This is a genomic window from Mesorhizobium sp. M0001, assembly GCF_040324255.1.
Lineage (GTDB): Bacteria > Pseudomonadota > Alphaproteobacteria > Rhizobiales > Rhizobiaceae > Mesorhizobium.
In genome coordinates, this window is the sequence record NZ_JAMYVS010000005.1 from 14,541 (window position 1) to 38,431 (window position 23,891).

Annotated in this window: 29 protein-coding genes and 2 pseudogenes; 11 read left to right on the forward strand and 20 right to left on the reverse strand. The window is 61.6% G+C overall.

The window, feature by feature from the left end; translation table 11 throughout:
• The first annotated feature begins 105 nt into the window (after positions 1-105).
• The 3 genes from NKK50_RS15540 (at position 106) to NKK50_RS15550 (ending at position 1,239) form a co-directional block, all read left to right on the forward strand.
• Positions 106-567 (forward strand): Ros/MucR family transcriptional regulator, encoded by a 462-nt coding sequence (locus tag NKK50_RS15540; protein WP_023673144.1) that lies wholly within the window; start codon positions 106-108, stop codon positions 565-567.
• Between the two features lie 218 nt (positions 568-785).
• Positions 786-977 carry a hypothetical protein gene (locus NKK50_RS15545; RefSeq protein WP_023713745.1) on the forward strand — a complete coding sequence of 64 codons (192 nt, stop codon included), beginning with the start codon at positions 786-788 and terminating at the stop codon, positions 975-977.
• A 40-nt stretch (positions 978-1,017) separates the two neighbouring features.
• On the forward strand, positions 1,018-1,239 hold the full coding sequence (locus NKK50_RS15550; RefSeq protein WP_023731691.1) for a hypothetical protein: 222 nt from the start codon (positions 1,018-1,020) through the stop codon (positions 1,237-1,239).
• Positions 1,240-1,555: 316 nt separating this feature from the next.
• On the opposite strand, the gene NKK50_RS15555 is transcribed toward NKK50_RS15550, so the two are convergent.
• The 5 genes and pseudogenes from NKK50_RS15555 to NKK50_RS15575 all read right to left on the reverse strand — a co-directional run bounded on the left by NKK50_RS15555 (position 1,556) and on the right by NKK50_RS15575 (position 3,991).
• The gene (locus NKK50_RS15555) at positions 1,556-2,218 is read right to left on the reverse strand and encodes an outer membrane protein (protein ID WP_023673148.1); all 663 of its coding nucleotides are present in this window, start codon (positions 2,216-2,218) and stop codon (positions 1,556-1,558) included.
• A gap of 208 nt (positions 2,219-2,426) precedes the next feature.
• Positions 2,427-2,657 carry a DUF768 domain-containing protein gene (locus NKK50_RS15560; protein ID WP_023673149.1) on the reverse strand — a complete coding sequence of 77 codons (231 nt, stop codon included), beginning with the start codon at positions 2,655-2,657 and terminating at the stop codon, positions 2,427-2,429.
• Entirely contained in the window at positions 2,654-2,875 is a 222-nt protein-coding gene (locus tag NKK50_RS15565) for a DUF768 domain-containing protein (protein WP_023734069.1), read from the reverse strand. Before NKK50_RS15565 ends, NKK50_RS15560 begins: the two co-directional genes overlap by 4 nt.
• Positions 2,811-3,047, reverse strand: a complete 237-nt coding sequence (locus tag NKK50_RS15570) for a hypothetical protein (protein WP_023731693.1) — start codon at positions 3,045-3,047, stop codon at positions 2,811-2,813. The genes NKK50_RS15565 and NKK50_RS15570 overlap by 65 nt, the downstream gene beginning before the upstream one ends.
• Before the next feature lie 71 nt (positions 3,048-3,118).
• Positions 3,119-3,991 (reverse strand): annotated as a pseudogene (locus NKK50_RS15575) (ATP-dependent DNA ligase).
• Positions 3,992-4,117: 126 nt separating this feature from the next.
• Between NKK50_RS15575 and NKK50_RS15580 the strand changes: the two are divergent.
• The 7 genes from NKK50_RS15580 to NKK50_RS15610 all read left to right on the forward strand — a co-directional run bounded on the left by NKK50_RS15580 (position 4,118) and on the right by NKK50_RS15610 (position 7,610).
• The gene (locus tag NKK50_RS15580; RefSeq protein WP_023700484.1) at positions 4,118-4,303 is read left to right on the forward strand and encodes a DUF3606 domain-containing protein; all 186 of its coding nucleotides are present in this window, start codon (positions 4,118-4,120) and stop codon (positions 4,301-4,303) included.
• A gap of 193 nt (positions 4,304-4,496) precedes the next feature.
• Entirely contained in the window at positions 4,497-4,691 is a 195-nt protein-coding gene (locus NKK50_RS15585; RefSeq protein WP_352543617.1) for a hypothetical protein, read from the forward strand.
• A 37-nt stretch (positions 4,692-4,728) separates the two neighbouring features.
• Positions 4,729-4,956: a KTSC domain-containing protein gene (locus NKK50_RS15590; protein WP_023673160.1), complete on the forward strand. Its 228-nt coding sequence runs from the start codon at positions 4,729-4,731 to the stop codon at positions 4,954-4,956.
• Between the two features lie 480 nt (positions 4,957-5,436).
• Positions 5,437-5,949: a DUF4142 domain-containing protein gene (locus NKK50_RS15595; protein ID WP_023731696.1), complete on the forward strand. Its 513-nt coding sequence runs from the start codon at positions 5,437-5,439 to the stop codon at positions 5,947-5,949.
• A 196-nt stretch (positions 5,950-6,145) separates the two neighbouring features.
• The gene (locus NKK50_RS15600) at positions 6,146-6,502 is read left to right on the forward strand and encodes a hypothetical protein (RefSeq protein WP_023685250.1); all 357 of its coding nucleotides are present in this window, start codon (positions 6,146-6,148) and stop codon (positions 6,500-6,502) included.
• Between the two features lie 39 nt (positions 6,503-6,541).
• A complete protein-coding gene (locus NKK50_RS15605; RefSeq protein WP_023707404.1) occupies positions 6,542-6,982 on the forward strand; it encodes a hypothetical protein in 441 nt (146 codons plus the stop codon).
• Between the two features lie 202 nt (positions 6,983-7,184).
• Entirely contained in the window at positions 7,185-7,610 is a 426-nt protein-coding gene (locus tag NKK50_RS15610; protein ID WP_156941437.1) for a hypothetical protein, read from the forward strand.
• A gap of 10 nt (positions 7,611-7,620) precedes the next feature.
• On the opposite strand, the gene NKK50_RS15615 is transcribed toward NKK50_RS15610, so the two are convergent.
• The 15 genes and pseudogenes from NKK50_RS15615 to NKK50_RS15685 form a co-directional block, all read right to left on the reverse strand.
• Entirely contained in the window at positions 7,621-7,824 is a 204-nt protein-coding gene (locus NKK50_RS15615) for a hypothetical protein (RefSeq protein WP_352543618.1), read from the reverse strand.
• 302 nt (positions 7,825-8,126) lie between these two features.
• Positions 8,127-8,294, reverse strand: a complete 168-nt coding sequence (locus tag NKK50_RS15620) for a hypothetical protein (RefSeq protein ID WP_156935602.1) — start codon at positions 8,292-8,294, stop codon at positions 8,127-8,129.
• Positions 8,295-8,866: 572 nt separating this feature from the next.
• A pseudogene (locus tag NKK50_RS15625) lies at positions 8,867-9,159 on the reverse strand (Rieske 2Fe-2S domain-containing protein).
• Between the two features lie 27 nt (positions 9,160-9,186).
• Positions 9,187-10,281 carry a fatty acid desaturase family protein gene (locus NKK50_RS15630; protein WP_023697390.1) on the reverse strand — a complete coding sequence of 365 codons (1,095 nt, stop codon included), beginning with the start codon at positions 10,279-10,281 and terminating at the stop codon, positions 9,187-9,189.
• A gap of 117 nt (positions 10,282-10,398) precedes the next feature.
• Positions 10,399-11,574 (reverse strand): aldose 1-epimerase family protein, encoded by a 1,176-nt coding sequence (locus NKK50_RS15635; RefSeq protein WP_023697391.1) that lies wholly within the window; start codon positions 11,572-11,574, stop codon positions 10,399-10,401.
• A gap of 10 nt (positions 11,575-11,584) precedes the next feature.
• Positions 11,585-12,367, reverse strand: a complete 783-nt coding sequence (locus tag NKK50_RS15640) for an ATP-binding cassette domain-containing protein (RefSeq protein WP_023693351.1) — start codon at positions 12,365-12,367, stop codon at positions 11,585-11,587.
• Positions 12,364-13,368 carry an ABC transporter permease gene (locus NKK50_RS15645; protein WP_050586906.1) on the reverse strand — a complete coding sequence of 335 codons (1,005 nt, stop codon included), beginning with the start codon at positions 13,366-13,368 and terminating at the stop codon, positions 12,364-12,366. Before NKK50_RS15645 ends, NKK50_RS15640 begins: the two co-directional genes overlap by 4 nt.
• A 61-nt stretch (positions 13,369-13,429) precedes the next feature.
• Positions 13,430-14,371: a sugar ABC transporter substrate-binding protein gene (locus NKK50_RS15650; protein ID WP_023697393.1), complete on the reverse strand. Its 942-nt coding sequence runs from the start codon at positions 14,369-14,371 to the stop codon at positions 13,430-13,432.
• 56 nt (positions 14,372-14,427) lie between these two features.
• Complete coding sequence (locus tag NKK50_RS15655; RefSeq protein WP_023731700.1) at positions 14,428-15,342, reverse strand: sugar phosphate isomerase/epimerase family protein; 915 nt, start codon at positions 15,340-15,342, stop codon at positions 14,428-14,430.
• Positions 15,343-15,366: 24 nt separating this feature from the next.
• Positions 15,367-16,464 (reverse strand): Gfo/Idh/MocA family protein, encoded by a 1,098-nt coding sequence (locus NKK50_RS15660; RefSeq protein ID WP_352543619.1) that lies wholly within the window; start codon positions 16,462-16,464, stop codon positions 15,367-15,369.
• A 35-nt stretch (positions 16,465-16,499) separates the two neighbouring features.
• The gene (locus NKK50_RS15665) at positions 16,500-17,561 is read right to left on the reverse strand and encodes an ABC transporter ATP-binding protein (protein ID WP_023731702.1); all 1,062 of its coding nucleotides are present in this window, start codon (positions 17,559-17,561) and stop codon (positions 16,500-16,502) included.
• 1 nt (position 17,562) lies between these two features.
• Positions 17,563-18,654 (reverse strand): ABC transporter ATP-binding protein, encoded by a 1,092-nt coding sequence (locus NKK50_RS15670; RefSeq protein WP_023731703.1) that lies wholly within the window; start codon positions 18,652-18,654, stop codon positions 17,563-17,565.
• Positions 18,651-19,607, reverse strand: a complete 957-nt coding sequence (locus NKK50_RS15675) for a carbohydrate ABC transporter permease (protein WP_023834197.1) — start codon at positions 19,605-19,607, stop codon at positions 18,651-18,653. Before NKK50_RS15675 ends, NKK50_RS15670 begins: the two co-directional genes overlap by 4 nt.
• The gene (locus NKK50_RS15680; protein ID WP_023669474.1) at positions 19,604-20,464 is read right to left on the reverse strand and encodes a carbohydrate ABC transporter permease; all 861 of its coding nucleotides are present in this window, start codon (positions 20,462-20,464) and stop codon (positions 19,604-19,606) included. The genes NKK50_RS15675 and NKK50_RS15680 overlap by 4 nt, the downstream gene beginning before the upstream one ends.
• A gap of 81 nt (positions 20,465-20,545) precedes the next feature.
• A complete protein-coding gene (locus NKK50_RS15685; RefSeq protein WP_023682259.1) occupies positions 20,546-22,159 on the reverse strand; it encodes an extracellular solute-binding protein in 1,614 nt (537 codons plus the stop codon).
• 355 nt (positions 22,160-22,514) lie between these two features.
• Here NKK50_RS15685 and NKK50_RS15690 point away from each other — a divergent pair, with 355 nt between their 5' ends.
• Complete coding sequence (locus NKK50_RS15690; protein WP_023697399.1) at positions 22,515-23,543, forward strand: LacI family DNA-binding transcriptional regulator; 1,029 nt, start codon at positions 22,515-22,517, stop codon at positions 23,541-23,543.
• Positions 23,544-23,891 lie beyond the last annotated feature (348 nt).

The window sequence follows — 23,891 nt, forward strand, 5'->3', positions numbered from 1 at the left end:
AACAGGATTGGTGCTTACGAGGGAAGCGGCCCATCATCGGGCCTCGAGTTGCGCAGCTGCGGCAGCAGCTATAATAGATCGTTCTCAAATTCGAGGACGCACACCATGACCGACGCCCCCGACCACGCCGCTGAACTGGTAGAACTCACGGCGGATGTGGTATCCGCGTACGTCAGCAACAATCCCGTGCCGGTCGCGGGCTTGGCGGACCTGATAGCCTCAGTGCACGGGTCGCTGTCTGGGATTGGCCATCGCGTGGCTGCCGCGACCGAAGAACCAGTGCCTGCGGTAAATCCAAAAAGGTCAGTATTTCCCGATTACATCATCTGTCTTGAAGATGGTAAGCGGTTCAAAACCCTTCGGCGACATCTGCGCGTGGATTTCGGTCTCACTCCTGACGCGTATCGAACGAAGTGGAACTTGCCATCCACTTATCCGATGGTCGCTCCCAACTATGCGGCCTCACGGTCTGCCATGGCGAAGTCGATCGGTCTGGGTAGGAAGGCACCGCAGCCCACGGCAACTGCAACGGGCAAGGCAAGGCCGACGGCTAAGGCTAAAGCGTAGCTTCCGCTATCACACCATTACCACCGCGGCACCAATCGGCGATGTATGCATCGCGGCGGACCTGTCCGCTCTTGGCCGGTGCCCACCCAGGTTCCCCAACCCATGGCGCCGGCCATTTGTGCCCACACCTCAGCTTCGTATTGCTGCCCAACCTTTTCTTGTTGTAGGCCGCTTACGACGTTAATCTCCGCTTGGCCTGATTGCTGGGAGGCAACGCCATGGCTGACATAATTCCAATTCGCAAAGCACGCCTTTGTGTCGAAGTTGGCGAACCCTGTGGCGAGTGGTTTGTCCGCGTGATCGAGGAAGACCAGGAACTCACCCGATCATTCAAGCTCGAATCCTATGCCTTGGCCTTTGCAGAAGGCCAAAGGTCGCGTCTGCATCTCAACACGTTTTCGCGGCTGTAGAGCAAGCCTATGCAGAGGTCCGCAGGGTTACTGGCGAAATTTGGGCGATAGCATCGAAGCCATCGCCGGCCACATTGCGACCATGGAAACGCGACAACTGCACCAATTGCTCAAGTCGTTGCCATCGAGATCGGAAATCGCCAGCGCGGAAATGGTGATGGGCATCCTCGTCTATCGAGAGGTTGAACTGCGCCGCCGGCGGGGGACGGGCGGCAACGTGCTGCCCTTCCCCGGTCTCGGGACTCCACCTATCCAGCACTAGGCAGCGACGCCGGACCTGTAAGAGGCCATCGGATAGCGAATCCCTGTCGGTGATTGTTTCACGGCCTTGAGCAGCACTTCATGCGGATCCTGCACGGCCTGGTGATTGTCGCAGATCGGCGACAATCGGGCCAACGATTGCCTTGTGCAGCCGTTCCGCCTCGATCTTGAAGCGGGCGAGCTGTTCCTGCGAAACGTGTTGTGAGGGGTTTTCGTCTTGACCATGGTAGCGAACTCCGTTGAGGGGATCGCCGCAAACGGTTCTTGCACAAAAAAGCCCGTCGCGGTGAGCGACAGGCTATTATGACATCAGGGGATTAGAACTTGTAGGCGATGCCGAAGCGAACCTCGTTGGTCTTCAGATCAACGTCGGCATTGACCAGACCACCAAAGGATTCTGTACCGAAGTCGGTATAGCGATACTCGCCTCGCAGCAGCAGATTGTCGGTCATGGCATAATCCAAGCCCACGCCTATCGTCCATCCTGTGAATGTATCTCCGAACGAAGGTCCGCCTCCATTATTACTTATGTCGACATCGCCAAACGCAACGCCACCCGCAATATAAGGAAGAAAGCGATCAACGGCATATCCTAGGCGCAGTCTTGCCGCCGCACTCCAGTTGAGTTCTTCGGTGGCGATGCCGCCCGGGATCGGGATACCAGGAGCGCTGAAGACTTGGCCGCTGCCATCAACATTCGCATATACGACGTCCAGCTCCGCGCCAATCACAATGTTATTGGACATCTGATAGTTGTAACCGGCGTAGACGCCACCAAGGAACCCGTCGGGATCTGTGTCGACAAAGCCCGGCCCACCGATTTCGTCTATGTTGCCATTCCCCCAAGCATAGCCTGCCTGTAGGCCGACGTACCCACCCGTCCAGCTAAAGACCGGCGCGGCTTCTGCAACGATGGCATCGGCAGCATACGCCGACGAAGCCAGCAGAGACAACGACAGACCAAGAAGCAGCTTCTTCATAGGTGATCTCCTGTAACTACCTTTTTGGTAGCAGAGCGCGCCGATTGATGCAGTTGTTTTTCTGCCACAGTTGGCCGAATTCAAATCGGCCGCCCGCACTTACATGAGAACCTTATGCCAACTCGCTGGTGGCGATCGGATCGCCCCTCGCCACAGTGGGAAACTGCTCGGCCACCCAACTGTCCAGAACCTTCAGGCCCGGGAACACTCATTCCGGTATCCCAGAATTAACATCGAGGAGGGTACGATAAAGGCTGTCGACCTCCTTGTCGTCGAACGCCTCGGTCAGCTCGCTTTCCGCAATCCCCTCAGCCTCCGCGTCGGCGATTAAGCGCTTTGCGAGCTGCTCGATCTCCGCTCGCTCTTTCGGCGCACCGGCGTCGGATAGATCGTGTTTTTTTATCCATTGGTTCAAAAATAGGACGGCCGGCTTGCTCATTCGGGAACACCTGGGGCAAAGTGCACGACGGCATCGACCAGCGTCCGATATAGGCTATCAACCTCTTCGTCGATCTCTTCGCGCTCGATCGTCAAGGCTTTAGCGTCGGCATACAATTTGTGTATGTACTCACTTACCGAAACGGCGTCGGTCTTAGCCGTTTCGGGGAAATTGTTGCCGATCCAGCGATCGAGAAAGTTGACGCCGCGTGTGCTCATGAAGCCTAAGCTCGATCCAGCGCTTAGGTTCCAGCAGGCGCTCGACGGCAGCTTCGTCGACCTCGGCTTCCATTTCGTCGTTGACAGTCTTGGTCTTGCCGAAGGCGGCCACCGGCTCACCGTCAAAGCCCTGCAGCCACGCGTCGGCATGCTCTCCCCAGTAGGCTGGCACCGCACGTCTCCTTGCCATCCTTGCTCGCTTGGGCGTACATCCAGGCGTAGGTGGCGCGCTCCTGATCTTTCCTAGCCACGGCCATCTGTGTCATCCTCTCGGAAGTCCTGCAGTGAGGCGTGGCGCAGGTCATCCTCGCCGCGCAGGTGCTTTACGCGGCCGATCAGCCCCGGCTTGACCCATTGCGTCGCAGGCCGCTTCATGACGCCCTTGGGCGCCGTGCCTGGGTGCTCTTGCGTTTCCATAGCTCTCGCGCATTTCCCGGTTCAAGGTGACGAACGCGCTGCCGACATAGCGCCCTGTGCCCCGCTCGGCCATGAGAGCGAAAGCCGGCTTGTCCGCTTCACGCTCGACGCCGAGCAGATCGAACTCGTCGATCGCATAGCACTTGGCCTTCAGCCAGTTGGCCGACGGACCGCTGCGGTATTTGCTGTCCTTCCGCTTCGACACCATGCCTTCAAGTCCGGCTTGGTCGAGCAAGTGGAGGATCGCCTTGGCTTCGCCGGGCAGAGGCTCGCTGAACTGAATACGCCGCCCGGGCTTGATCATGCTGGCCAGGATCTCGCGCCGCTCCTCAAGCGCCATGTCGCGCAGATCGTGCCCATTGAGGTGCAATAGATCGAAGACGACGAAATAGAGGTCTTGCTGTCGGCGGGTGATCGCTTTGCGCAGGTCGCCGAAGTCCGAAAGGCCAGCTTCGTTCAAGACGATGATCTCACCGTCGACAATCGCGCTTTCGGCACCAAGACTCTTTGCCTCCCCCACCAGGTCGCGATATTTCGCGGTCCAGTCGTGGCCGTTGCGCGTATACATGCGTGTGCCGTCTTCATCGATGATCATCTGCGATCGGTAGCCGTCGAACTTGACCTCGTGAGTCCAGCCTTCACCCTCGGGAGCTTCTCCACAAGGGTCGGCATCAACGGCTCGATGAACTTCAAACGCATGCACTGATCCGCCCTCCGGCAATTCAATAAGATTAAGCTAAAATAGTTCCGAAACCGGAAATCAGCCTCTTGGGTGCAACAAACACGTCAACTCGGCGTTGCGGGATGAGCGAAGGAGGAATCGATATGGCCGACGACAAGAGCAAGCGGGATTTTCGCGATCGGGACCGTGTCTCGGCCGATGAGGATTATGAAGTCGAGTATTTCGCAGCCAAGGCCGGGATCACCCCGCAGCAGGTCAAGGAATTGATCGCGAAGCACGGCAACCAACGCGAAACGCTGGAGCGAGAAGCGAAGGCTCTGCGGAAATAATGACCAGGCTATCGGATCTCGGCAGACCAATAATTGGGCACCGACATGAAGGCCCGCCCGCGAGCGAGCTCGATCATTTCATGCCTTGCCCTGTTTGCGGCCAACAGATCGATATGCGCGACTTTCGCCAGGTCGCTTATCATGCCGATCCGGATCACGATCAGCCTCTCGAACTAGACGCTTAGGAACACAAGTGCCAAAATACCACGTTGAGGAAATGGATGGCGATACCGTGATGGCTACCCACATCGTGCACGCGACAACGCCGATCAGGGCGGCGCGGGAAGCGACGGAGCGCGACGTCACCCTGCGCACCAGCGAACCCATTTGGATCAGGGTTGCCGACGAGAAGCGCGGGCACGTCTTCGAATACAGTTTCAGCCTGTAGCTGGCGATCCAACCCGGCTGAGTTTGGATGGCCTACCATGCCGTCGACTTCGATACGCAAGTTCGACTATGACCCGAACACCAGGGTTCTCTCGGTTTGGTTTGTAGCGAGCGGGAAGCATTACGAGTTTTTGGACGTACCTGCTGAGGCCGTTGCCGCGTTCAAAGCTGCCTTTGCCAAGGGCGTCTATTTTAACAGCCACATCCGCAATCGTTATGCATTCCGGCTCGCGGCAGGGAGGGCAGCAGCCGCGTCGGGCGATTGACAGAACTTCAGATTCGAGGCGGCCCGCGCCATCGCAGGGGAGCAACTGTGCGAATTGACCAGGTTCCGAGGGCAAACGAAAAGCCGGCCGGCCGGGCCAGCGGGCGCGTATTATACTAAGCTAGGTGCTGGGCCTATTTGCCCATCATCATCGCAGCTTTGCAGAAGTTTTCATGGACCTGTCGGACAGGTCTGCCACGACGCGTGACCCACGGCGACGGGTCGGCAAACAGCGCACTCCTGCGCATCCACTGGGCTTACGAAGTCGGTCGGCTGCTCTGCGATCATAGTGCCTTATCGGAGAACCGCGCTGAGCTCCGCGCAGTCACCGGTCCTGCAATACGGCCGGATCTATGATCAAAGCGCTGAGCAGGAGCCATTCGGGGTCTACGCCTGCCGCCCGGTATTTATTGTCACAAAAAGGGGAACAACGGCAGCTCGGCCGTGTTGGGCCAGTTAAGCAATATTGCAGGAGCACAACATGCATTTCGTCAAAGTGCTTTTGGCTGCGATCGCCATCGGTCTCATCAGCCCGGGGGCAATGGCTCAGACCGCGACGACGTCCCCGCAGGAATTTGTCAAAGCAGCTGCGAGTTCAGACATGTTCGAGATCCAGTCGAGTGAGTTGGCGCTGCGGAAATCGAAGACATCACGAGTGAAGGAATTCGCTCGCATGATGATCAAGGACCACACGAATTCTTCCAAGCGGCTCATTGCGGCGGCAAAGAAGGACGACGTCGCAGTGGCACCGGAGATGACAAGCAAGCATGCTGCCCAATTGGAAGCATTGAGCAACGACAGCAGCGGGGCGTTCGATAACGCCTACGTCGACGCCCAGGTTGCAGCGCACCAGGAAGCCCTGACGCTGATGACCTCCTATGCGGAAAATGGTCAGGAAAAACATCTGGCGGCCCATGCGAAAAAGACCGCGCCGGTCATCCGGCAGCATTCCAAACATGCCCAGCAACTGAGCAAGAGCGGTTCTCAGGGCTGAGTGGATCTGGCCACGACGTTGGTTCTTCGCGGCGCTGTGGAGTCTGTGCCAACCCTCTGGCACTGCCTCCGCCCCCAGGGACGCTGCAACCTTCAAGCGGTCGTCGATGCAGGAACTCTAAAGGGTGCGTCGCTCAGGTAGTCCGGCGTGCAAGCACCAGCGTCGTCGAATTTGCCAAACGAACAGGAGACCTGACATGCCAAAGCAAAACGAGACCTCGCATTCGAGACGAAGTGACTTCGCCAATGATGAACCCATTCGCCCGGAGGATGCCGCCGTGTTGGACAGCCCCGTGGGCCACGAAGACAGGCACGGCGCGGAGCCAGGTTTCGGGGGAGCCGACGATGTCGACCAGCCGATCGGCGCAAGGCCCCGCAGCGAAATTACCGGTCGTCATGATGAAGGGGCAGGCGCCAATGAGACGATCGACGGCTTAAGCGAAACCGAGGAACTGACCCGCAGCTACGCCGAGGACATACCAACCGGTGACAATGATGAGGAGGAGGAAGACATCCCTGTCTTCGAAAGAGGCCGAAGCAACACCGAACTCTGAGCGCGCCAGGTTGAACCCCGCACGGTGAGGAACATGACAATGAGCACATTCGGACTTCGGGTTGCGTCTTTGGGGCTCCGGGCTTTTTTGGGACTGGCGGCCTCGCTGACTTTGGGCGTCGAGGCATCTGCGCAGACAAGTCAGCCCGCGCAGCAATCCGGCGACTCGTCGCAAACAGCCAAGCAGGGTCGACTGCCGGCGCAAGGATCGTCGCCGACCGCCAAGGATGATGTCGGCGTTGACGTCTCGCTCGGCCGGCCGGAGGTGAAGCAACAGGTTGCAAGACATCTGGGAGTGGCTGAGACCGAGTTGCCACTGGCGGTGCACGTGCCGATCGCGCTCGCTTCGCAAGTCTGCGGGCAAGAGGTATTTACCGCCCGCGCCAATGTAAACCGAAGCTGCACCGCGACGAAATTCATTCCGGAAATCGCCGAGGCGGCACGCAACCATCCACAAACCTCCGCGGTACCGGAGCAGTAGCACCGAAAATGTCCGAACCCGGCGCGACGGTCGTGCCATGCTTATCCGAGGGTAGCGCTCCAACCCGGGGTAATCAGCCAGCCCCACCGCCGTCTGTTTTTGGCGGCATGCATGATGGCGTTCGCCGCCATCTCTTAACCAATGTGAATGCTGTTGCTCCGCAGCCACGCTACGAGATCCTGTCCGAAGCGGAGGCAGGCAGATGCCACTGGAATCCCTGATCGATCAATATGTGAGCAGCCGCAAGCGGCGGGGTCTTTTGTCGATACGGCATGCTCTCGAGGCGTTGAAAGAGGCCGTTCCGGCGCTGTCGATCGGCGAAAGCCATCTTGTCAATATGATCGCCGAGCGAGCGCTCGCCTTTGGCCTCGCCATCCACTTCGATCATTCCGGCGAGAATGCCGGGTGTAAGACATCCACGAGAGCGTCTGCTGACGAGGAACTCGGTGTTCGCGTAGCTTCATTGCCTGGTGGGCGGATCTTTCCGAGGCTGCTCCCGTCCGTGTTCTGGGCGGGTGGTGAAGGTCGCCGACGCGATGCCACGGCGTGCGCCGACTCCACCCCGGCATTCGACAAGCTCCTCCAGCTTTCGCCAGTTGGAGCTTTCGTCTACTCGCAGCAGCCCTAGCGAGGCTCGATCAGCCTCCGCGTTCGGCGGTCTCGGGTTTTGCTCCAGCGGGCGGTTCGGGCCGGCGAATTGAGGTTGAAAGGAGAAGATGATGACGGACAACAAAACCGAGCGTGATTTTCGCGACAGGAACCGGGTCGTCCAACGAACGCAACGAACTCTTCCATTTTGCCCAGCAGAACGGCATCACGCCTGAGCAGGTGATGGAGCTCATCAAAGCCGTCGGGAATGACCGCGCCTCGTTGCGGCTGCGAAGGAATTGAAATCAGTTTCCCGGGGCGGCTCGCTTACGGCATGAAGCCTCGCTGCCGAGGAGAACCTTGAGCCGTGGTGAGAATTTGAGTGTAGCATCATCCTGACGCACACGCGGAGCAGGTCGAGCGTGAAAGTGACAATTGTACCCCTGCCCAACATGCGGCAAGCGCTGGAGGTTCGAGGCTGCGCAGATCGGCTATCGTCACCCCGAACCATAATCCACTCCAACCCGAGTCCTGGACGCACGGCGTGGCACCGAGCCTACTTCCTGCCGTCGTTCAATAATAATCCCGCGCCGCAGTCAGCCAGCGAGATCACCGTCGTCTGCCGGACGCGTGTCGGCTTCCAAACTGACAACGCACCGCCTTTGTAGCGACGCTTTCCAGCCACGATCACCTGCGCAGCTTTGCCGCGCTCGCTGCGCACCAATAAATTCCATCTCCTTCCCTCACACTGATCTTGTTCAGGCGGTCGTTTTGCCGCTGCGGTAGGCGCTGTCCTTCCGCTTCGATCGCGGTAGCGCCCAGTATCAACGCTGCCAGATCAAACCGCACAATCAGCACCTCAAAGCTGATCAGCAGAAGCAGCAGTGAATCAGGACCTCGTCGATCAGGGTCAAAGGGCCAAGCACATATGTCTGGGCACGGTGACCGTGGCATAGCCGGCGCTGCAATGACGGCGTCGGTGCCCGTCTTGTGGAGCCGGAAAGCCCAACTAAGAAAACAGTCGGCGGTGCCGATCTCGAAGAAATTCTAGGCCGGCACGGTGAACAGGCTGGGGGCCGCATCGCGATCTAGGGTTCAGCACAACTCCGGCGACATCGAGACGATCGACCTCAGCCCGGTCGGCGGCCCTCGGCCACGTCCATGACCAGCACGCGCAGCATGGTCAGCTGGCGCTTACCCTCCATGGCGCGCCCGTCGGCGACGGTCTGTCTCTTTCGGCTCAGGAAAACGTCACTCTGAGTTTGCTAAACGCGGTGCTGGACCGGTTACCACGCGTCAGATCTGGATCATCACCTTGCCGGCCTCGATTCTCATCGGATAGATCGCGAGCTTGACGCAGACCGGCGCGCCCTTGACCTGGCCGGTCGCAGAGCGGCCAATGTGCTTCAAGGCATTCGATGACGTCGTCGATCACCAGCCCTTCGGCTAGATGCGCCTTCTCATGGGTCCAATATCCGTCGGTGGCGAAGAACTCGTCATCGGGCGAGCAGCAAACCGCGAGGATCGAAGCAGATGACATCCTCTTTCGAGATGTCGTCCACCGCGCACGCTTCAATCCAGTCAGCCATCTCCGGCTCCGGCAAAATTCGCTATCGCTATTCAGCGGCCGCCGACATATCCACCTGGTGAAATTCGCCGCGATAGGGTCTGGCTGTCGGTGGCAATTTCCGCTTGAGATAAAAATCCTCGTATTTCAGCTGTCGAAGCAGCACCGGCCAGACCTCGCGATAGGCATGCCAAATCGACGGGTTCGGCACCGGCAAGTCGTGCTTGATCAGCTCGTGCAGTCTTGGCAGCGCATGATAGGGCACCATCGGGAACATATGGTGTTCGACGTGATAATTCATGTTCCAGTAGATGAAGCGGCTGACCGGGTTCATGTAGACGGTGCGCGTGTTCAGCCGGTGATCGACGACATTGTCGGCCAGGCCGATATGCTGCAGCAACCCTGTCAGCACCATGTGCCAGCTGCCATAGAGGCGCGGCAGGCCGATCAGCACGAGCGGCAGCAGCGACCACGTGAACAACGCCAGCCCGACTGTCGCCGCATAGATGGCGACATGCCAGCGCGCAGCGATCACCGCCTTGTGCTGCTCCATCTCGGGGATATAGCTCTTCTCTTCATCGGACAGCTTGCCGAACGCCTGGCGCACCAGCGTCGGCAGCGAATAGCGGAAATCGAGAATACCGGTGAAGGCGAGCGCCGCCCGCAACAGATCTGGGGGACGCATGACGGCGATTTCGGCATCGCGGCCGACGATGATGGTATCGGTGTGATGGCGGGCATGGCTCCAGCGCCATTGCACGGGGTTGCGCATCAGCATGAAGCTTGAGATCTGGTAGACGACATCGTTCATCCAGCGCGTCCGGAACGCGGTGCCGTGGCCGCATTCGTGCCAGCGCGAGTCGCTCGACGAGCCGTAAAGCACGCCATAGACGAACAGGAACGGCACCACCCACCAAGTGCCCCAGAACCATACGATGCCGGCGGCCGACACCAGGATCGCCGCGACCCAGATGATCGTGTCGCGGATCGCCGGCCCGTCGGAGCGTTGCATCAACTCCTTGATCGCCCTGCGCGGGACATCGGTGTGATACCATTCGGCCGAAGCCAATCCGGTCTCGATGGCGCGCTTGGTGCTTTCACCGACCAGGCTGTAGTCGCGCTTCCTGCTTGCCGTCATCGTCATCTCCGTTTCCCGCCTGCGCTCCGCAAGGGCCGCCTGGGGTCGGCCGGGCCGCGCCTGCTTCCGTATTCCGGCGCACTTCCCGCCCGCCGCGGCAACCGATCGTGCGTTTCAAGCCGGTCACGCCTGCAGTCTCGCAAAAGCGCCCGACGGCGCAGGGTAATCCTGTTGCGGCTGCCGGGCGATCGACCCTATCCTCGCTTCCGCTTGGGCGATCTGACCGGCACCGTCGAGCACCCGGAACACGGCGTCATAGGAGCGGCTTTCGCCATGGTCCAGCCAGATCATCTCGCCCCGTTCGCGCGCGGCGAGATTGCCCAGAACATGATGCGTCGAGGGTTCGATTCCCAACGCATATAGGCCTGCCTGGAAGTTCTGCCACTGATAGGTGCAGGGCAGCTGATCCTTGCGGGTAACGACCTCGAAGCCGAGCCCCAGTTGGTCATTGACGACGGCCACCGGCACCTCGCCCGCCGCATCGGCGCCAAGCTCGTGCTCCCAGACCTGCTCGCTGAATCCCAGCTGCGGCGCCGGCACGGTTCGGTAGCCGACCTTCTGCGCCTCGTAACGATCGCCGGCGTGCGCCGCCCAGACGACATCCCGGATCGGCGCCAGGTAGCGCGAACCCTCGTCGAGCAAGGGATGGCTGACGTTGACGTGATAGAAATACATGTGCGGCGTGCGGCTGAAACCATGATTGACGACGCGGTCCGAAAGGCGGATCTCGCTGCCGCCGACATCGGCCTCGATGCGGCGCAGCAAATGGAGATCCTCGCCGAACACGGTTGCCTGCTGGACAATGCCTTCCGCCCACAGCACGCAGCGGTCGCCGTCCCAGGCCTCGCCGTAGCCGGTCAGCCGCGCCGGCACGGTGCCGATGCGGCCATGCAGCGAGTGCAATACCCGCTTGCGCCCCGGATAATTGTAGCTTTCGGCCGGCACGTCTTGCCGGCCCAGTATATGGTCGAGGCCGCAGGTGACGAGCAGCCCCGAGAACGACCGGCCAAAGGCGAAACCGTCCTCCCCTTCATGCTCGTGCAGTCCGGGCTGGCGAAAGCCGCTCGGCGAATGCCAGCCGATCGCCTGGCCCCGGAAGTCGCAATCGGCGATATCGAGCGCCCGGTCGACCAGCGCCGTGAAGCGCAGGCCGGAGCCGGTGCGGAACTCGAGCATCCGGATGCCGCGCTCCACGCCGTCGCCGAGCGTCATCAGCCGCACGCCGGCAAACTGCGACAGCATGCCGGACCGCTCGGCCACCTGCCTTCGCGACAGCGTCTTGCCGTAAAGCTCTACCATGCGACGTCCTTCACTTTGCCCTCGCCTCCTTGAGCAAGGCCGACATGTCGGCGCCGGTGATGATGCTTTCCACCGTCAACAGGTCGGTGTCGGCGACCGTCTGTTCCGCGACGATTTCGCCGCGGCGCATGACGATGATGCGGTCGGCGACCTGGAACACGTGGTGGATGTTGTGGGTGATGAGCAGCACCGAGTGGCCGGCGTCGCGCACCTCCTTGACGAAGCGCAGCACGCCGTGGGTTTCCTCGACGCCAAGATTGTTGGTCGGCTCGTCGAGTATGATCACCTTGGCGGCGAACTGCATGGCGCGCGAGATCGCGATCGATTGCCGCTCACCGCCCGAGAGCGTGCTCACCAGTGCATCGGCATCGAGCTTTTTCGAAATGCCGACCCGCTTCAGCAGCGCCGAGGCGGCGTTGCGAAGCTTGGCGAGATCGAGCGGCGCGAACACGCCGAGCCAACCGAAATTGACCGGCTCCCGGCCCAGGAAAAGATTGCGCGCGATGCTGAGGTCCGGCGCGAGCGATGTGTCCTGATGGATGGTCTCGATGCCGAGGTCCATCGCGTCGCGCGTCGAGCGGATCGATGCCTTCTCGCCGCGCACGAAGATGTCGCCGTGGTCGGCCGGGAAGACGCCGGAGATCGCTTTGATCAGCGTCGATTTCCCGGCGCCATTGTCGCCGAGCAGGGCAACCACCTCGCCTTCGTTGAGGGTGAACGAGGCGTTCTTCAGCGCACGCACGTTGCCGAAGGACTTTTGCAGGTCTTGCAGACGCAGCACTTCCATCGTCAGCTCCTTGCGGCGTTCTTCTGCAGCAAAGCGTGCAGGATGAGCATGGCGAGGATGATGACGCCGACGAAGATGTTGTATGCCAAGCCCGGCACGCCGATCAGCACGATGCCGTTGCGGATGGCGCGCAGCATCAGCGCGCCGACGATGGTGCCGAGGATGGTGCCGCGCCCGCCAGTGAGCGCCGTGCCGCCGACCACCACCATGGCGATCACTTCGAGTTCGTAGCCGGTGCCGGCCACCGGCGAGGCGGCCGAAATCCGGAACGCGCTGATCATGCCGGCCAGCCCGGCCACCACCGAGGTCAGGATGAACAGCCAGATCTTGACCGCGTCGGCCGGCACGCCGCGCGCCACCGCTGCGTTGCGGTTGCTGCCGATGGCGCTGATCCAGTTGCCGAGCTTCGCGTAGCGCAGGATGTAAATCGCCAGCAGCGACAGGCCGATGAACCACCAGAGCGAGGTGTAGAACCGGAACGAGCCTACATTGAAGCTGCCGGCAAGCAGCGTGACGAAGAAGCCGGGCTGGTCCCACGACTTCAGGGGGAATCCCTGCGTGATGTAGAGCGCCGCGCCGCGCACGACGAGCAGCATCGACAGCGTGACCAGGAACGAGGAAATGCCGATCTTGGTGACGATCAGCCCGTTGATGGCGCCGATCGCGATGCACAGCACAAGCCCGGCCAGGAGGGCGACGCCGATGTCGATACCGCCATTCTGCACCAGCAGCATCACCACGACGGGCGCAAGGCCGAACACGGCGCCGACCGACAGATCGAACTCGCCCGCCGTCAGCAGCAGCGTCATGCCGAGAGCGATGATGCCGAGCTCGGGCAGGAACGCCATCATGTTGGATATGTTGAGCGGCGACAGGAAGTTGCCGTCGGCGATGGCGAACACCACGAGTAGCACGATGAGGATGATGAGCGAGGAGAATTGCGGCGAGCGCAGCAGCGCAGACCTGCCCTTCGCTCGCTGCGTGTCGTCGTCTGCTGTGATTGCCATATCTGTCAGGACCATGCGTTTCGTCCGGGGCCCGCCATTTCGGGGCGGGCGCCGATTGTCGTCACTTGTTGTAGAGTTTCAGGATCGGCTCGACGCTCGAGGCGTCGTAGAGGCTGAATGTGTGAATGTCGTAGCCGATCGGCTCGCCAGAGGCCGCAAGCCCGAGCAGCGCCACCGGCATGAAGCCCTGCGCCGACGGGTACTGCCAGGCCGCAGCATTGACGAAGCCGGACTTGACCGCCTCGGCCGTCTCCTTTGAGTTGCCCCAGCCGACGACCGGGACCTTGCCGGCCGACACACCGGCCCCGTCGAAGACGCGTTTGATGCTTGCTGCCACGGAATCGCCGAGTGCAATGATTGCCGGCGGATTGTTGGCGACCATGTAGTCGGTCATCTTGGCGATGATGCCGGCCGGGTCGGTGCCGCAATCGACCACGTCGTACTTGATGCCGAGCGGATCGAAGACGCTGGCGATGCCCTCGGTCTCGAGCTGCTGGTAGCTGGCGCCCGGCACTTCGACCGGCAGGAACACCTTGTCGCCCTGCTTCACCATCTTGTGGTCGACGAGATACTTGGCCCAGATGACGCCCGCTTCCCTGAGGTCGGCCCCGACATAGGCCTGACGCCCGGTCGCCGGATCGTCGGTGTTGAAGAACACGATCGGTATGCCGGCGGCCTTGGCGGCCTTCACCTCCTCCGTCCACAGGCCGGGCTGAGCCGAGGTGGTAGCGATGCCGTCCGGCTTGGCGGCGAGCGCCGAGTTGAAAGCCTCCTTCTGCGCCGCCATGTCGCCGCCGCTGAACGAGATCTTGCAGGTCACCTTGAGCTGGTCGCAGGCCTTGGTCGCGCCGGCATTCCAGTCGATCCAGAACGCGTCCGAAGGGCCACCATGCGACAGCAGATAGAAGGTCTTCTGGCCGGCCTGGGCGAATGCCGGCAGGCTCAAGGAGACCCCGGCTACCAGCGTTGCCGCGGCAGCCACTTTCAATGCGAATTTCAACATTCATTCCTCCCTTGGTTGGAGTTGCGACCGCCATGCGCCGGCGGCGCAACCGGCGCTCACAGGCCGTTGGCGCGGAACTTCCCATCGAGGAATTTCTTCGCGCGCGGCACGTCGTCTTCAGAGAGATGCTCGATGATGACCGGGATGTTTGGGTGCTTTTCCGCCAGCCGCTGCAGATAGAGATCGTAATTCAGCGATCCCAGCCCGGGCGCCGGCAGCTCGATCTCGCCGACGCCGCGGAACGTGTGGCTCTCCATCGCATCCTCGTCGCCGATGTCGGCATGCTTTTCCGACTTGTCGCTGCCCGAACGCTTGACGTCCTTGGCATGCGCGATCTTGATCTTGTCGGTCAGCGTGTCGAACACCTGGTTGAGGATCTGGTCCATTTTGTCGATATTGTGGGTCTCGAAATAGTTGGTCGGATCCATCAACAGGCCGAGGCCGGGATGGTCGACCTGGGCGAACATCTTCACCGTCTCCTCGACCGAGCCCACGACGTTGTTAACGTAAGTCTCGAGGAGGAAGACCGCGCCGTGGTCGTAGGCGGTCTGGGCAAGCTCGGCGATCACCTTGCGGCATTCCTCGAAGCCTCCCTCGGTCTTGTTCTTCGGGTGATGCACCCAGTCGGATTCGGTGTTGTAGGTACCGGTCTCGGAGATCACGTAGGGCGAGCCGAAGCTGCGCGCATTGCGGATGATTTCCTTGAGATACCCGACGCGCTTATCGCGCTCGGATCTGTCGGGATGAATGATGTTGGTGTAGCCCGACACGCAGCAGATCGGCAGGTTGTTGTCGCGGAAGACGTCGCGCACCTGCTTGGCCTTGTCCTGGGTGATCTGCCCGGCCGACAGATCGACATCCCTAAAATGCAGGTCGAGCTGCACCGTGTTGAAACCGAGCCCGCGGATCTTCTTCGCCGTCTCTTCGAGGCCGTACGGGAAATAGCCCGTGAAAATACCTGCCTGCATCATGATGTGAATTCCTCCCTAAGCGATTCAGTTGGCTGATTTTATCGAGATTTCGGAAAGCTTGATGGTGCGGCCCTCGTCGATCGAGCGATAGCCGGCCTCGACCAGCGCCATCGTCTTGACGTTGTCGGCCACCGATAATGCCGGCGGCGCACCGGTCTTCACCGCGTGCTGCAATTGCTCCATGACGCCGATGAAGGCGTGCGGGAACCACATCGTGTCCCAGCTCGGGCTGACCCATTCGCCGCCGGTCGTCTCGGTCGACGCGAAGGTCAGCGTCGAGGCAGCGCCTTTCGGCCAGCCGATCGTGCCTTTGGCGACACCCTTGGTGCCGTCGACGCGCCAGTTGATGTGCTGGTCGTCCAGATAGCCCTCCTGGCGTGGGCCGGACCAGACATCCTCCAACGACACGGCGAGCACGCCGGAGGGAAAGCGCAGCGTCGAGACGGTGATGCCGTCGCTATGCTCGAATGTCGTGCGCGGGTCCTTGCGTGTCAGCGTGGTGATTTCCGAGGGATCGCCGAACAGGAAGCGCAGCACGTCGAGATGATGCACGCTCATATTGGCGAGCGTCAGCCGGTCGTAGTCCTGAAGGAAAGTCTGCCAGTGCGGGATCGCATGCATGTCGATCTGCGCGAAGACGATGTCGCCCAGCGCGCCGCCGTCGATGATCTGCTTCAGCACGCGCATCGACTGGTCGTAGCGCATGTTCTGGTTGACCGAGAGGATCTTGCCTGACTTGGCTGCCTCGTCGCGCAGCTTCACGGCTTCATCGACCGACAGCGCCAGTGGCTTCTGCGCCAGGATCGCCTTGATGTGAGGCTGCTTCAGCGCATGGCGGATCAGCGCCGGCTGCAGATCGGGTGGAAAGGCAAGGTCGACGATCTCGACCTCAGAATCCTCGATCAGCTGTTCCGGCGTGTCGTGGACGGTCGGGATGTCCCAACGCGCGGCGACCTTCTGCGCATTGGAACGGGTGCGCGAGGCGATCGCCACCACGTTGAACTCCGCTTCGCGATAGGCTGCCAGATGGCACTCGGCCATGATCATGCCAGCGCCGATGCAGCCGATACGGTATTCTTTCGTGCGGACCTTCACGTCCGGCTCGAAGCCTTCGCTCGCCATGTCTTCCTCCCGAAATTCTGTTTTCGCAGCCGCGATCATCTCGCCAACGCGCCTCCGTCCTGCCCGAAATAATGCACCCGGGCCGGCTCGCAGGATATCGCTACCACCGCATCCGGCCTGATGTCGGGCTGGCCGCGCAGCAGCGCCTTCAGCCGCGCCTCTCCGGCGGCGAGCGTTACCACCGTGTAGCCGCCAAGGGGCTCGACCTCGAATACGCGCGCCGGGCGGCCAGCGCCCCCTTCGACCCAGGGCCGGACCTTGATGTCCTCCGGCCTGAGCCCGATTTCGATCGCGTCGGCCGGAGCAGCGCGATCGTCGATGCTGACCGTGCCTTCGGCGGCCTCGAGGCCATCTTCGCCGCAAACGGATTTGAGGATGTTCATCATCGGCGAACCAAGCAGTCGCGCCACATAGGTGTTCGCCGGGCGGTCGTAGATCTCGGACGGGGCGCCGATCTGTCGGATCCTGCCATTCTCCAGAATCGCGATGCGGTCGGCGATCGACATCGCCTCTTCCTGGTCATGGGTGACGTAGATCAGCGTCTTGCCGAGTTCGCGCTGGATGCGCTTGAGCTCGACGCGCGTTTCCTCGCGCAGCCGCGCATCGAGCGCAGAGATCGGGTCGTCCATCAGATAGGCGTTCGGGTCGCGCACCAGGGCGCGGGCTATGGCCACGCGCTGCCGCTCGCCACCGGAAAGCTGCGCCGGCGGCTTGTGCAGAATATGGCCGATGTGGAGCTTGGCGGCCACATCGGCGACACGCGTTTCGATCTGGGCCTCGGCGACCTTGCGCTCGACCAGCGGGAAACGCACATTTTCGCGCGCGCTCATATGGGGGAACAGCGCCAGGTTCTGGAACACCATGGCGACATTGCGCTCGGCCGGCGAGACGGTGTTGACCGGTTTGCCGCCGATCAGGATCTCTCCGGCGTCAGGCGTCTCCAGCCCGAGCACCAGGCGCAGGATTGTCGATTTGCCCGACAGCGGCGGCCCGAAGAAGCAGAAGAATTCGTTGTCATTGACGGTGAACGAGGCGTCGTCGACCGCGAGCGTCGTGCCGTAACGCTTGCTGACATTGCGAAAGACGATATCGGCCATGTCAACCTGCCTTCATCGCAATGCCGCTGCGGGCATCGAAGACACGCACGGACGATGCCACGGGGGCGACGACGGCAAGCTCGCCGATCGACAGTCCGACAGCATTGTCGAACACCGCCTTCACGGCGGTCTCGCCATCGCCGAGATGGACGATGGTCCTCGCGCCGATCCGCTCGACGAAGCTCACCGGCATGGCGAGGCCCTGCCCGCTCTGCACCAGCGACACCTGTTCGGGCCGGAAGCCGTAAAGCACCTCAGAGCGCGATCCGCGCAAGGTGGCGGCCAGCGCATCCGGCAGCGTCGGCGTGACCCCCAGTGGCCCGAGATCGACCACCAGGCCCCGGTCGCTCTCCGCCGGCCTTCCCTTCAGCAGGTTCATGCCCGGAGCGCCGATGAAGCGGGCGACGAAGACATTGGCTGGATTGTTGTAGACTTCCAGCGGCGTTCCCACCTGCTGCAGCACGCCGTGATCCATGACGGCAATGCGGTCGGCCATGGTCATGGCCTCGAGCTGGTCATGGGTGACGTAGACCATCGTCTGCCTGAACTGGCGCTGCAGCTGCTTGAGCTCGGTCCGCATTACCGCCCGGAAGGCGGCGTCGACATTGGACAGCGGCTCGTCGAGCAGGAAGATGGCCGGCTCCATGATCGCCGAGCGTCCGATTGCCACCCGCTGCAGGATGTTGACCGAGAGCCGGTCGGCCTTGCGGTCGAGCAGCGGCGTCAACTGCAGCAGCTCGGCGGTGGCGCCGACGCGGCGGTCGATCTCAGCTTTCGCCGCACCGCGCATCCGCGGCCCATAGGCAAGGTTCTGGCGCACCGTCATGTGGGTGAAGATGGCATAGTTCTGGAAAACGAAGCCGACGCCGCGCCGGCCCATCGGCACGCCGGCCATGTCGCGCTCGCCAAACAGGATCTTGCCGCTGGTCGGCTCCTCCATGCCGGCGATCATGTTCATCGTCGTCGACTTGCCGCAGCCCGAAGGCCCGAGGAGCGCCATGAACTCGCCATCGGCGATGTCGAGGTCCATGGTCTTCAGCGCCGTGAACTCGCCAAAGGTCTTGACCAGGTTGCGCAGCTGGATCGCGCTCATGCCGGCACCAGCCTTGCCCGCGCCATGCGCTTCATGGCGAATACGGCAACGATCGAAAGCACGACCAGGATGGCCAGCGCGATCGCCGCCACATAGCCCCAGATCAGGTCCTGCGTCGTGACCTTGTAGATGTAGACGGAGATCGTCTCCGTGGCGACGCCGGGGCCGCCGCCGGTCATGATGTAGAGCGTGTCGAAGATCTTGAAGTTCTCGATGACGCGGATCGCCAGCGCGATGATGATGATCGTCTTCATCTTCGGCAGCACGATGGTGACGAAGCGCTGCCACGGGTTGGCGCCGAGCAGGGTCGCCGCCTTGATCTGGTCCTGCGGCACGCCGACCAGGCCGGCAAGCAGGATCAGGAACATCAGCGGCGTCCACTGCCAGATATCGGCGATGATCACCGCGATCAGCGCCAGTGTGGGGTCAGACAGCCAGGCGATGGTGACGCGGGAACCGCTGAGTGCCGACAGGATGTCGTTCAGCGGCCCGCCCGACTGGAACAGCATGAAGAACATGTAGCCGGCCACCGCCGGAACCACCATCATCGGCATCAGCAGGATCGAATAGAAGATCCGCTTGCCCGGAAAATCGTCCGCGAACAGCGTCGCCAATGCCAGGCCAAGCAGGAATTCGACGGGCACGCACACGACCATGACGATGGCCGTGCGCCTCAGCGCGCTCCAGAAGCGCGCATCGGCGGCAAGGTCGGTGTAGTTGGCGAAGCTGTTCCACATCTCCCATGCGTTCCACCAGCCGAGGCCGGAGAGCGGCGACCAGTCGGTGACGCTGATGTAGAGCTGCATCAGCAGCGGGAAGACGGAGATGAAGAGCACCAAAACCTGCGCCGGCAGCGTCAGCCGGAATCCCAGCCGCGCTCCCTCGTCCCGCAGCGCGGGCTTGCCAAGCGCGGCCTTTGCGTCCTTTGAGACAGTCACGGTCACCGCGCTCATTGCTTGAGCGCGCCGAACGTCAGTCCGCGCACCAGATGGCGCTGGATGGCGATGCCCATGATGACCGGCGGCACCGCGGCGATAAGACCGAGCGCGGCCTTGGCGCCATAGAGCTGCCCGGTCATCGAGGAGGACAGCGAGGCCATGTAGACCGGGATCGTCACCCATTCACGCGTCGTCAGCAGCAGCGCGATCAAATAGTCCGACCAGTTGAGGATGAAGACGAAGAGGGCGGCGCTGGCCAGCGGTGCGCGCATCATCGGCAGCGTGATGCGCGTGAAGACGCGCAGCCGCGAACAACCTTCGACAAGCGCCGCTTCCTCGATCTCGCGCGGCATGTCGTCGAAGAAGGTCTTCATGAGCCAGAAAGCGAACGGCAGGGTGACGATGCCGTAGATCAGGGCCAGGCCAAACCAGCTGTCGGTGAAGTTCAGGAAGGCCCACATGATCATGACCGGGATCATCACCGCCATTGGCGGAAACAGCCTGAGCTGGATCAGCGCCAGCGGCAGGTTCTGGCCGGAGCCGAAACGCGACAGCCCGTAGGCCGCAGCCGTGCCCGCCGACATTGCGATCGCCGTGCCGAACACCGAAGACAGCAGCGACGACAGGATCGGCTTCAGCGCGGTGCGGTCGAGCGCCACGATCAGATTGTTGTTGGACTCGCCGAAGACGAACTGGAAATTGCCGAGCGTCGGGTTCTTCGGCCACCATGTCAGGTCGGCGCCGGTCGCCGACCATTCGGCGATCGGCTTGAAGGCCATCGACACCATCCACAGGATCGGTACCAGCGTCACCGCCATCGCCGCGAAGATCGCGGCGTAGCGGAATATCTCGAAGGGGACGGAACGCTTCATCTGGCTGCTTTGCTGGTGGCGTTGACTGCGGCGGGGAGGAACAGATGCTCCTCCCCTCCAGCGCTGATCCAGGGAGACGGATCAGCTGATCGGGTCGAGAACCGTCGGCCAGGCCTCCTTGTTCGTCCTGATGGCTTCGAGCAATTTGTCCTCGCCGATGCGGCGGGCGATCTTCTTCCACTCCGCTTCCGTGTCGGCCATCGCCTGTTCCGCTGTCTTGGCCTTGGTCAGCGACGCCATCAGATTTTCGTCCAATGCGTTGTGGAAGGCGGTGGCGCCGGGATAGTTGATCGTCGGCACCGTGCGGGCGACGGTCTCGCGCACCACGTCGATGTGGTAGGCGTGGTAGGTCTGGCGCACCAGCGGATCGGAGAAATCCGAGAGCCGGAACGGATCGAGATAGCCGCCCGGATTGGCGCTCATCCAGGCATAGATGCGGGCGGAGCCCAGCCACTGCAGCAAAAGGTAGGCGACCTCCTGGTTTTTCGACTGCGACGAGACCATGCCGGTCAGCGAGAACCACAGCACGGAACGGCTGATCAGCTTGCCGTCGACTTCGCGGCCGGGCGGCAGCATCGAGCCGATCTTGCCGGTGACGGCAGAATCCTTGTTGCCGGCATTGTCGAGGAATTTCGGCAGGTTCGAGAAGGCGCAGGTCATCGCCGCGCCGCCCTTGGCGAAATTTCCATACTGCTCCGGCCAGCCCCAGGAGATCGCGTCCGGCGAGTGATGAACCAGCGAGCCGACATATTCGTTGGTGGCGGCAATGCCGTGCTCGGAATTGATCAGCGGCTTGCCGTCGTCGCCGAACAGGAACTGGTTGGGCGATGCCATCGAGACATAGCGCTGATACCAGTTGGTGTAGCCCCAGCCCTGGTTGCGCAGGTCGGTGGAGCCGAACAGGCCCTTGTCGGGCCGCTGGAAGAAGCCCGCGATGTCACTGTGCTGCTTCCAGGTCTTCGGCGGCGCCAGATCGTAGCCGAATTTGTCCTTGAACGCCTTCTGCTCGGCAGCGTCGCCGAACAGGTCGGTGCGGTAGACCCAGGTCTGGAAGTCGCCGTCCAGCGACACGCCATAGTTGGACCCGCGATATTTGTTGAGCAGCGACACGCCCTTGGCGCCGTCGACATAGCCGGTCTTGGGATCGTCCCATTCGGGCTTGTACTGGGCGACGAAGTCGTCGAGCTTGGCGATGCCGCCGGTCTCGGCAAGGTCGCCGAGGCGGTTCCATTCCGTCGAGTAGATGTCATAGGCCCCACCCTTGGTGGAGATGTCCTGCATCGTCTTGGTGAATTCCTGGCCGTTCGGCAGGCCGACGATCTCGATCTGGATGCCGGTCTCCTTTTCCCACAGCTCCTTGATCGACGGCGCACCCGCAGGGAAAGGCTGTGTGAGTTGGCCAATCGAGCCATCCGACAGGCCAAGCACGATCTTGGCCGGTGCCTTGCCAGCTCCCTTCAAGGCCTTGGCCGCCTCAACGGCACGGCCTTCCGGCGTGTCGGCGCCATATTGATAGCGCTCTGCGCCCTCGAAACCGGTGGGGCCGCCGACCATGCCTGGCGCCAGCGCGTCGGCCGCAACGGCACGGCCGGGACGGATGAATTGCGGTGCGATACCGGCCGCAGCCACGAACGCCGCGGCCTTTCCTCCGGACGCCAACAAGCCGCGTCGCGATATGCGGATCAAATCAGACATTGGAATTCCTCCCTCAGGGCCGATGTTTCCTCCACGAGCCCATTGAGGGATATTGACGGCAGCACCGGAAGGCTGTCAACATCATAAATACTCAAAATACATCGTAACACCGCAACCGCGGAGAAAATACGTCATGCAAAGGTCGACACACGGGCTCAATGCCTCGATTTGATGGGAAATCTGCCTTTCTGGCACGCGACTATCACGCCGGGCGACGCGATTTAGCCCAACCTCCTTGCGCATCGGCTAAGGCTCGATACATCATTTCCCATCAGAATCGCTGATGGCTGGCAGCTGTGGCCGTCGGACGGGCTAGCGGCATTGTGCGATCTGATGCATTGAGGAGATGAAGACGGTGCGTTCCACCTTGACTGACATAGCCCGGGAAGCCGGCGTTTCCGCCGCCACCGTCGACCGCGTGCTGAACAACAGGCCAGGTGTGCGGGCGCGCACGCGTGAGATCGTGCTCGAAATGGCGCAGCGCCTCGGCTACATCGCCGAGGGCCCGAACGGAGCGCCGCCCAGGCCCTCACCTGGAGAGGTCATCCGTCTGGACTTCGCTCTGCCGGCCGGCACCAATTCCTTCATCAAGATGCTGCATCGACACATCGAGGCGCAGGCCTTGGCGCGCCCCGATCTCGACGTCCACATCGCCACCATAGAGGGCTTCAACCCCGACCGGCTCGCCCGCCTGCTGCAAGAATTGCGTGGACAGACACAAGGCGTCGGCGTGATCGCGCTCGATCATCCGACGGTGCGCGAGGCGATCCGCTCGCTGTCGGCCAATGACGTCAAGGTGGTGACCATCGCATCCGACATCCTGCATGTGCCGAGGGTGGCCTATATCGGCATAGACAACCGCGCCGCCGGGCGGTTGGCCGGGTATCTTCTCAACCGTTTCATGGGATCGGAACGCCCAAGCAAGGTGGCGCTGTTCGCCGGCTCGCTGTCCTATCGCGGCCATGAGGAACGCGAGATGGGATTCCGGCACATCTTGACCGAGGAGTCGCCCAATCTCGAGATCGTCGAGATGCGCGAAATGCTGGATGACCGAGAGAAGGCTTATTCGGAAGCATCAGCGCTTCTGGACCGGCACCCCGATCTTGCCGCGATCTACAATGTCGGCGCCGGCAACACCGGCATCGCTCGGGCGCTCAAGGAGCGTGGACGCGCGAAAGACATTCTCTTTCTCGGCCACGAGGTGACAGACGGCACCAAGGAACTTTTGTTGGATGGGACGCTCGATGCGGTCATAGATCAAAATCCGCGCGTCGAGGCGCGGGAAGCGCTCAACATTTTAAGCCACTCTGTCAGGCACCTGAACTATGAACCGCATCAACCACGACTTCAGGTGATCTTCAAAGAGAATATACCTGAAATCTGATCAATGGATCCGTGATCTTATCGCAAAGCACAGCGTTGGCGTCGCCACCGGTCCCAAATACGAACGAGAGCCCGAATGATCTCGTCAAAGCCGCCGATCTGGCACTATTCCGCGCGAAGTCGGAGGGACGAGATCGGGTCGTGGTTGATGGTGCATGAGAAGGGCGTCGCTCGTTGCAACTCGTTCAGCCTTTCCGAACCTAAAAAGACCAAGTCCACTCATAGCACCGAGGTCGCGAACGATTGGGGCGAAGAGGGTTCTGGATGTCGGCACGAAGCCGACGAATGGCATACGCCCGTCCAACCCGCCACGATCACCTGAAGCATCGCACCGATCCAAGGCGCTCGA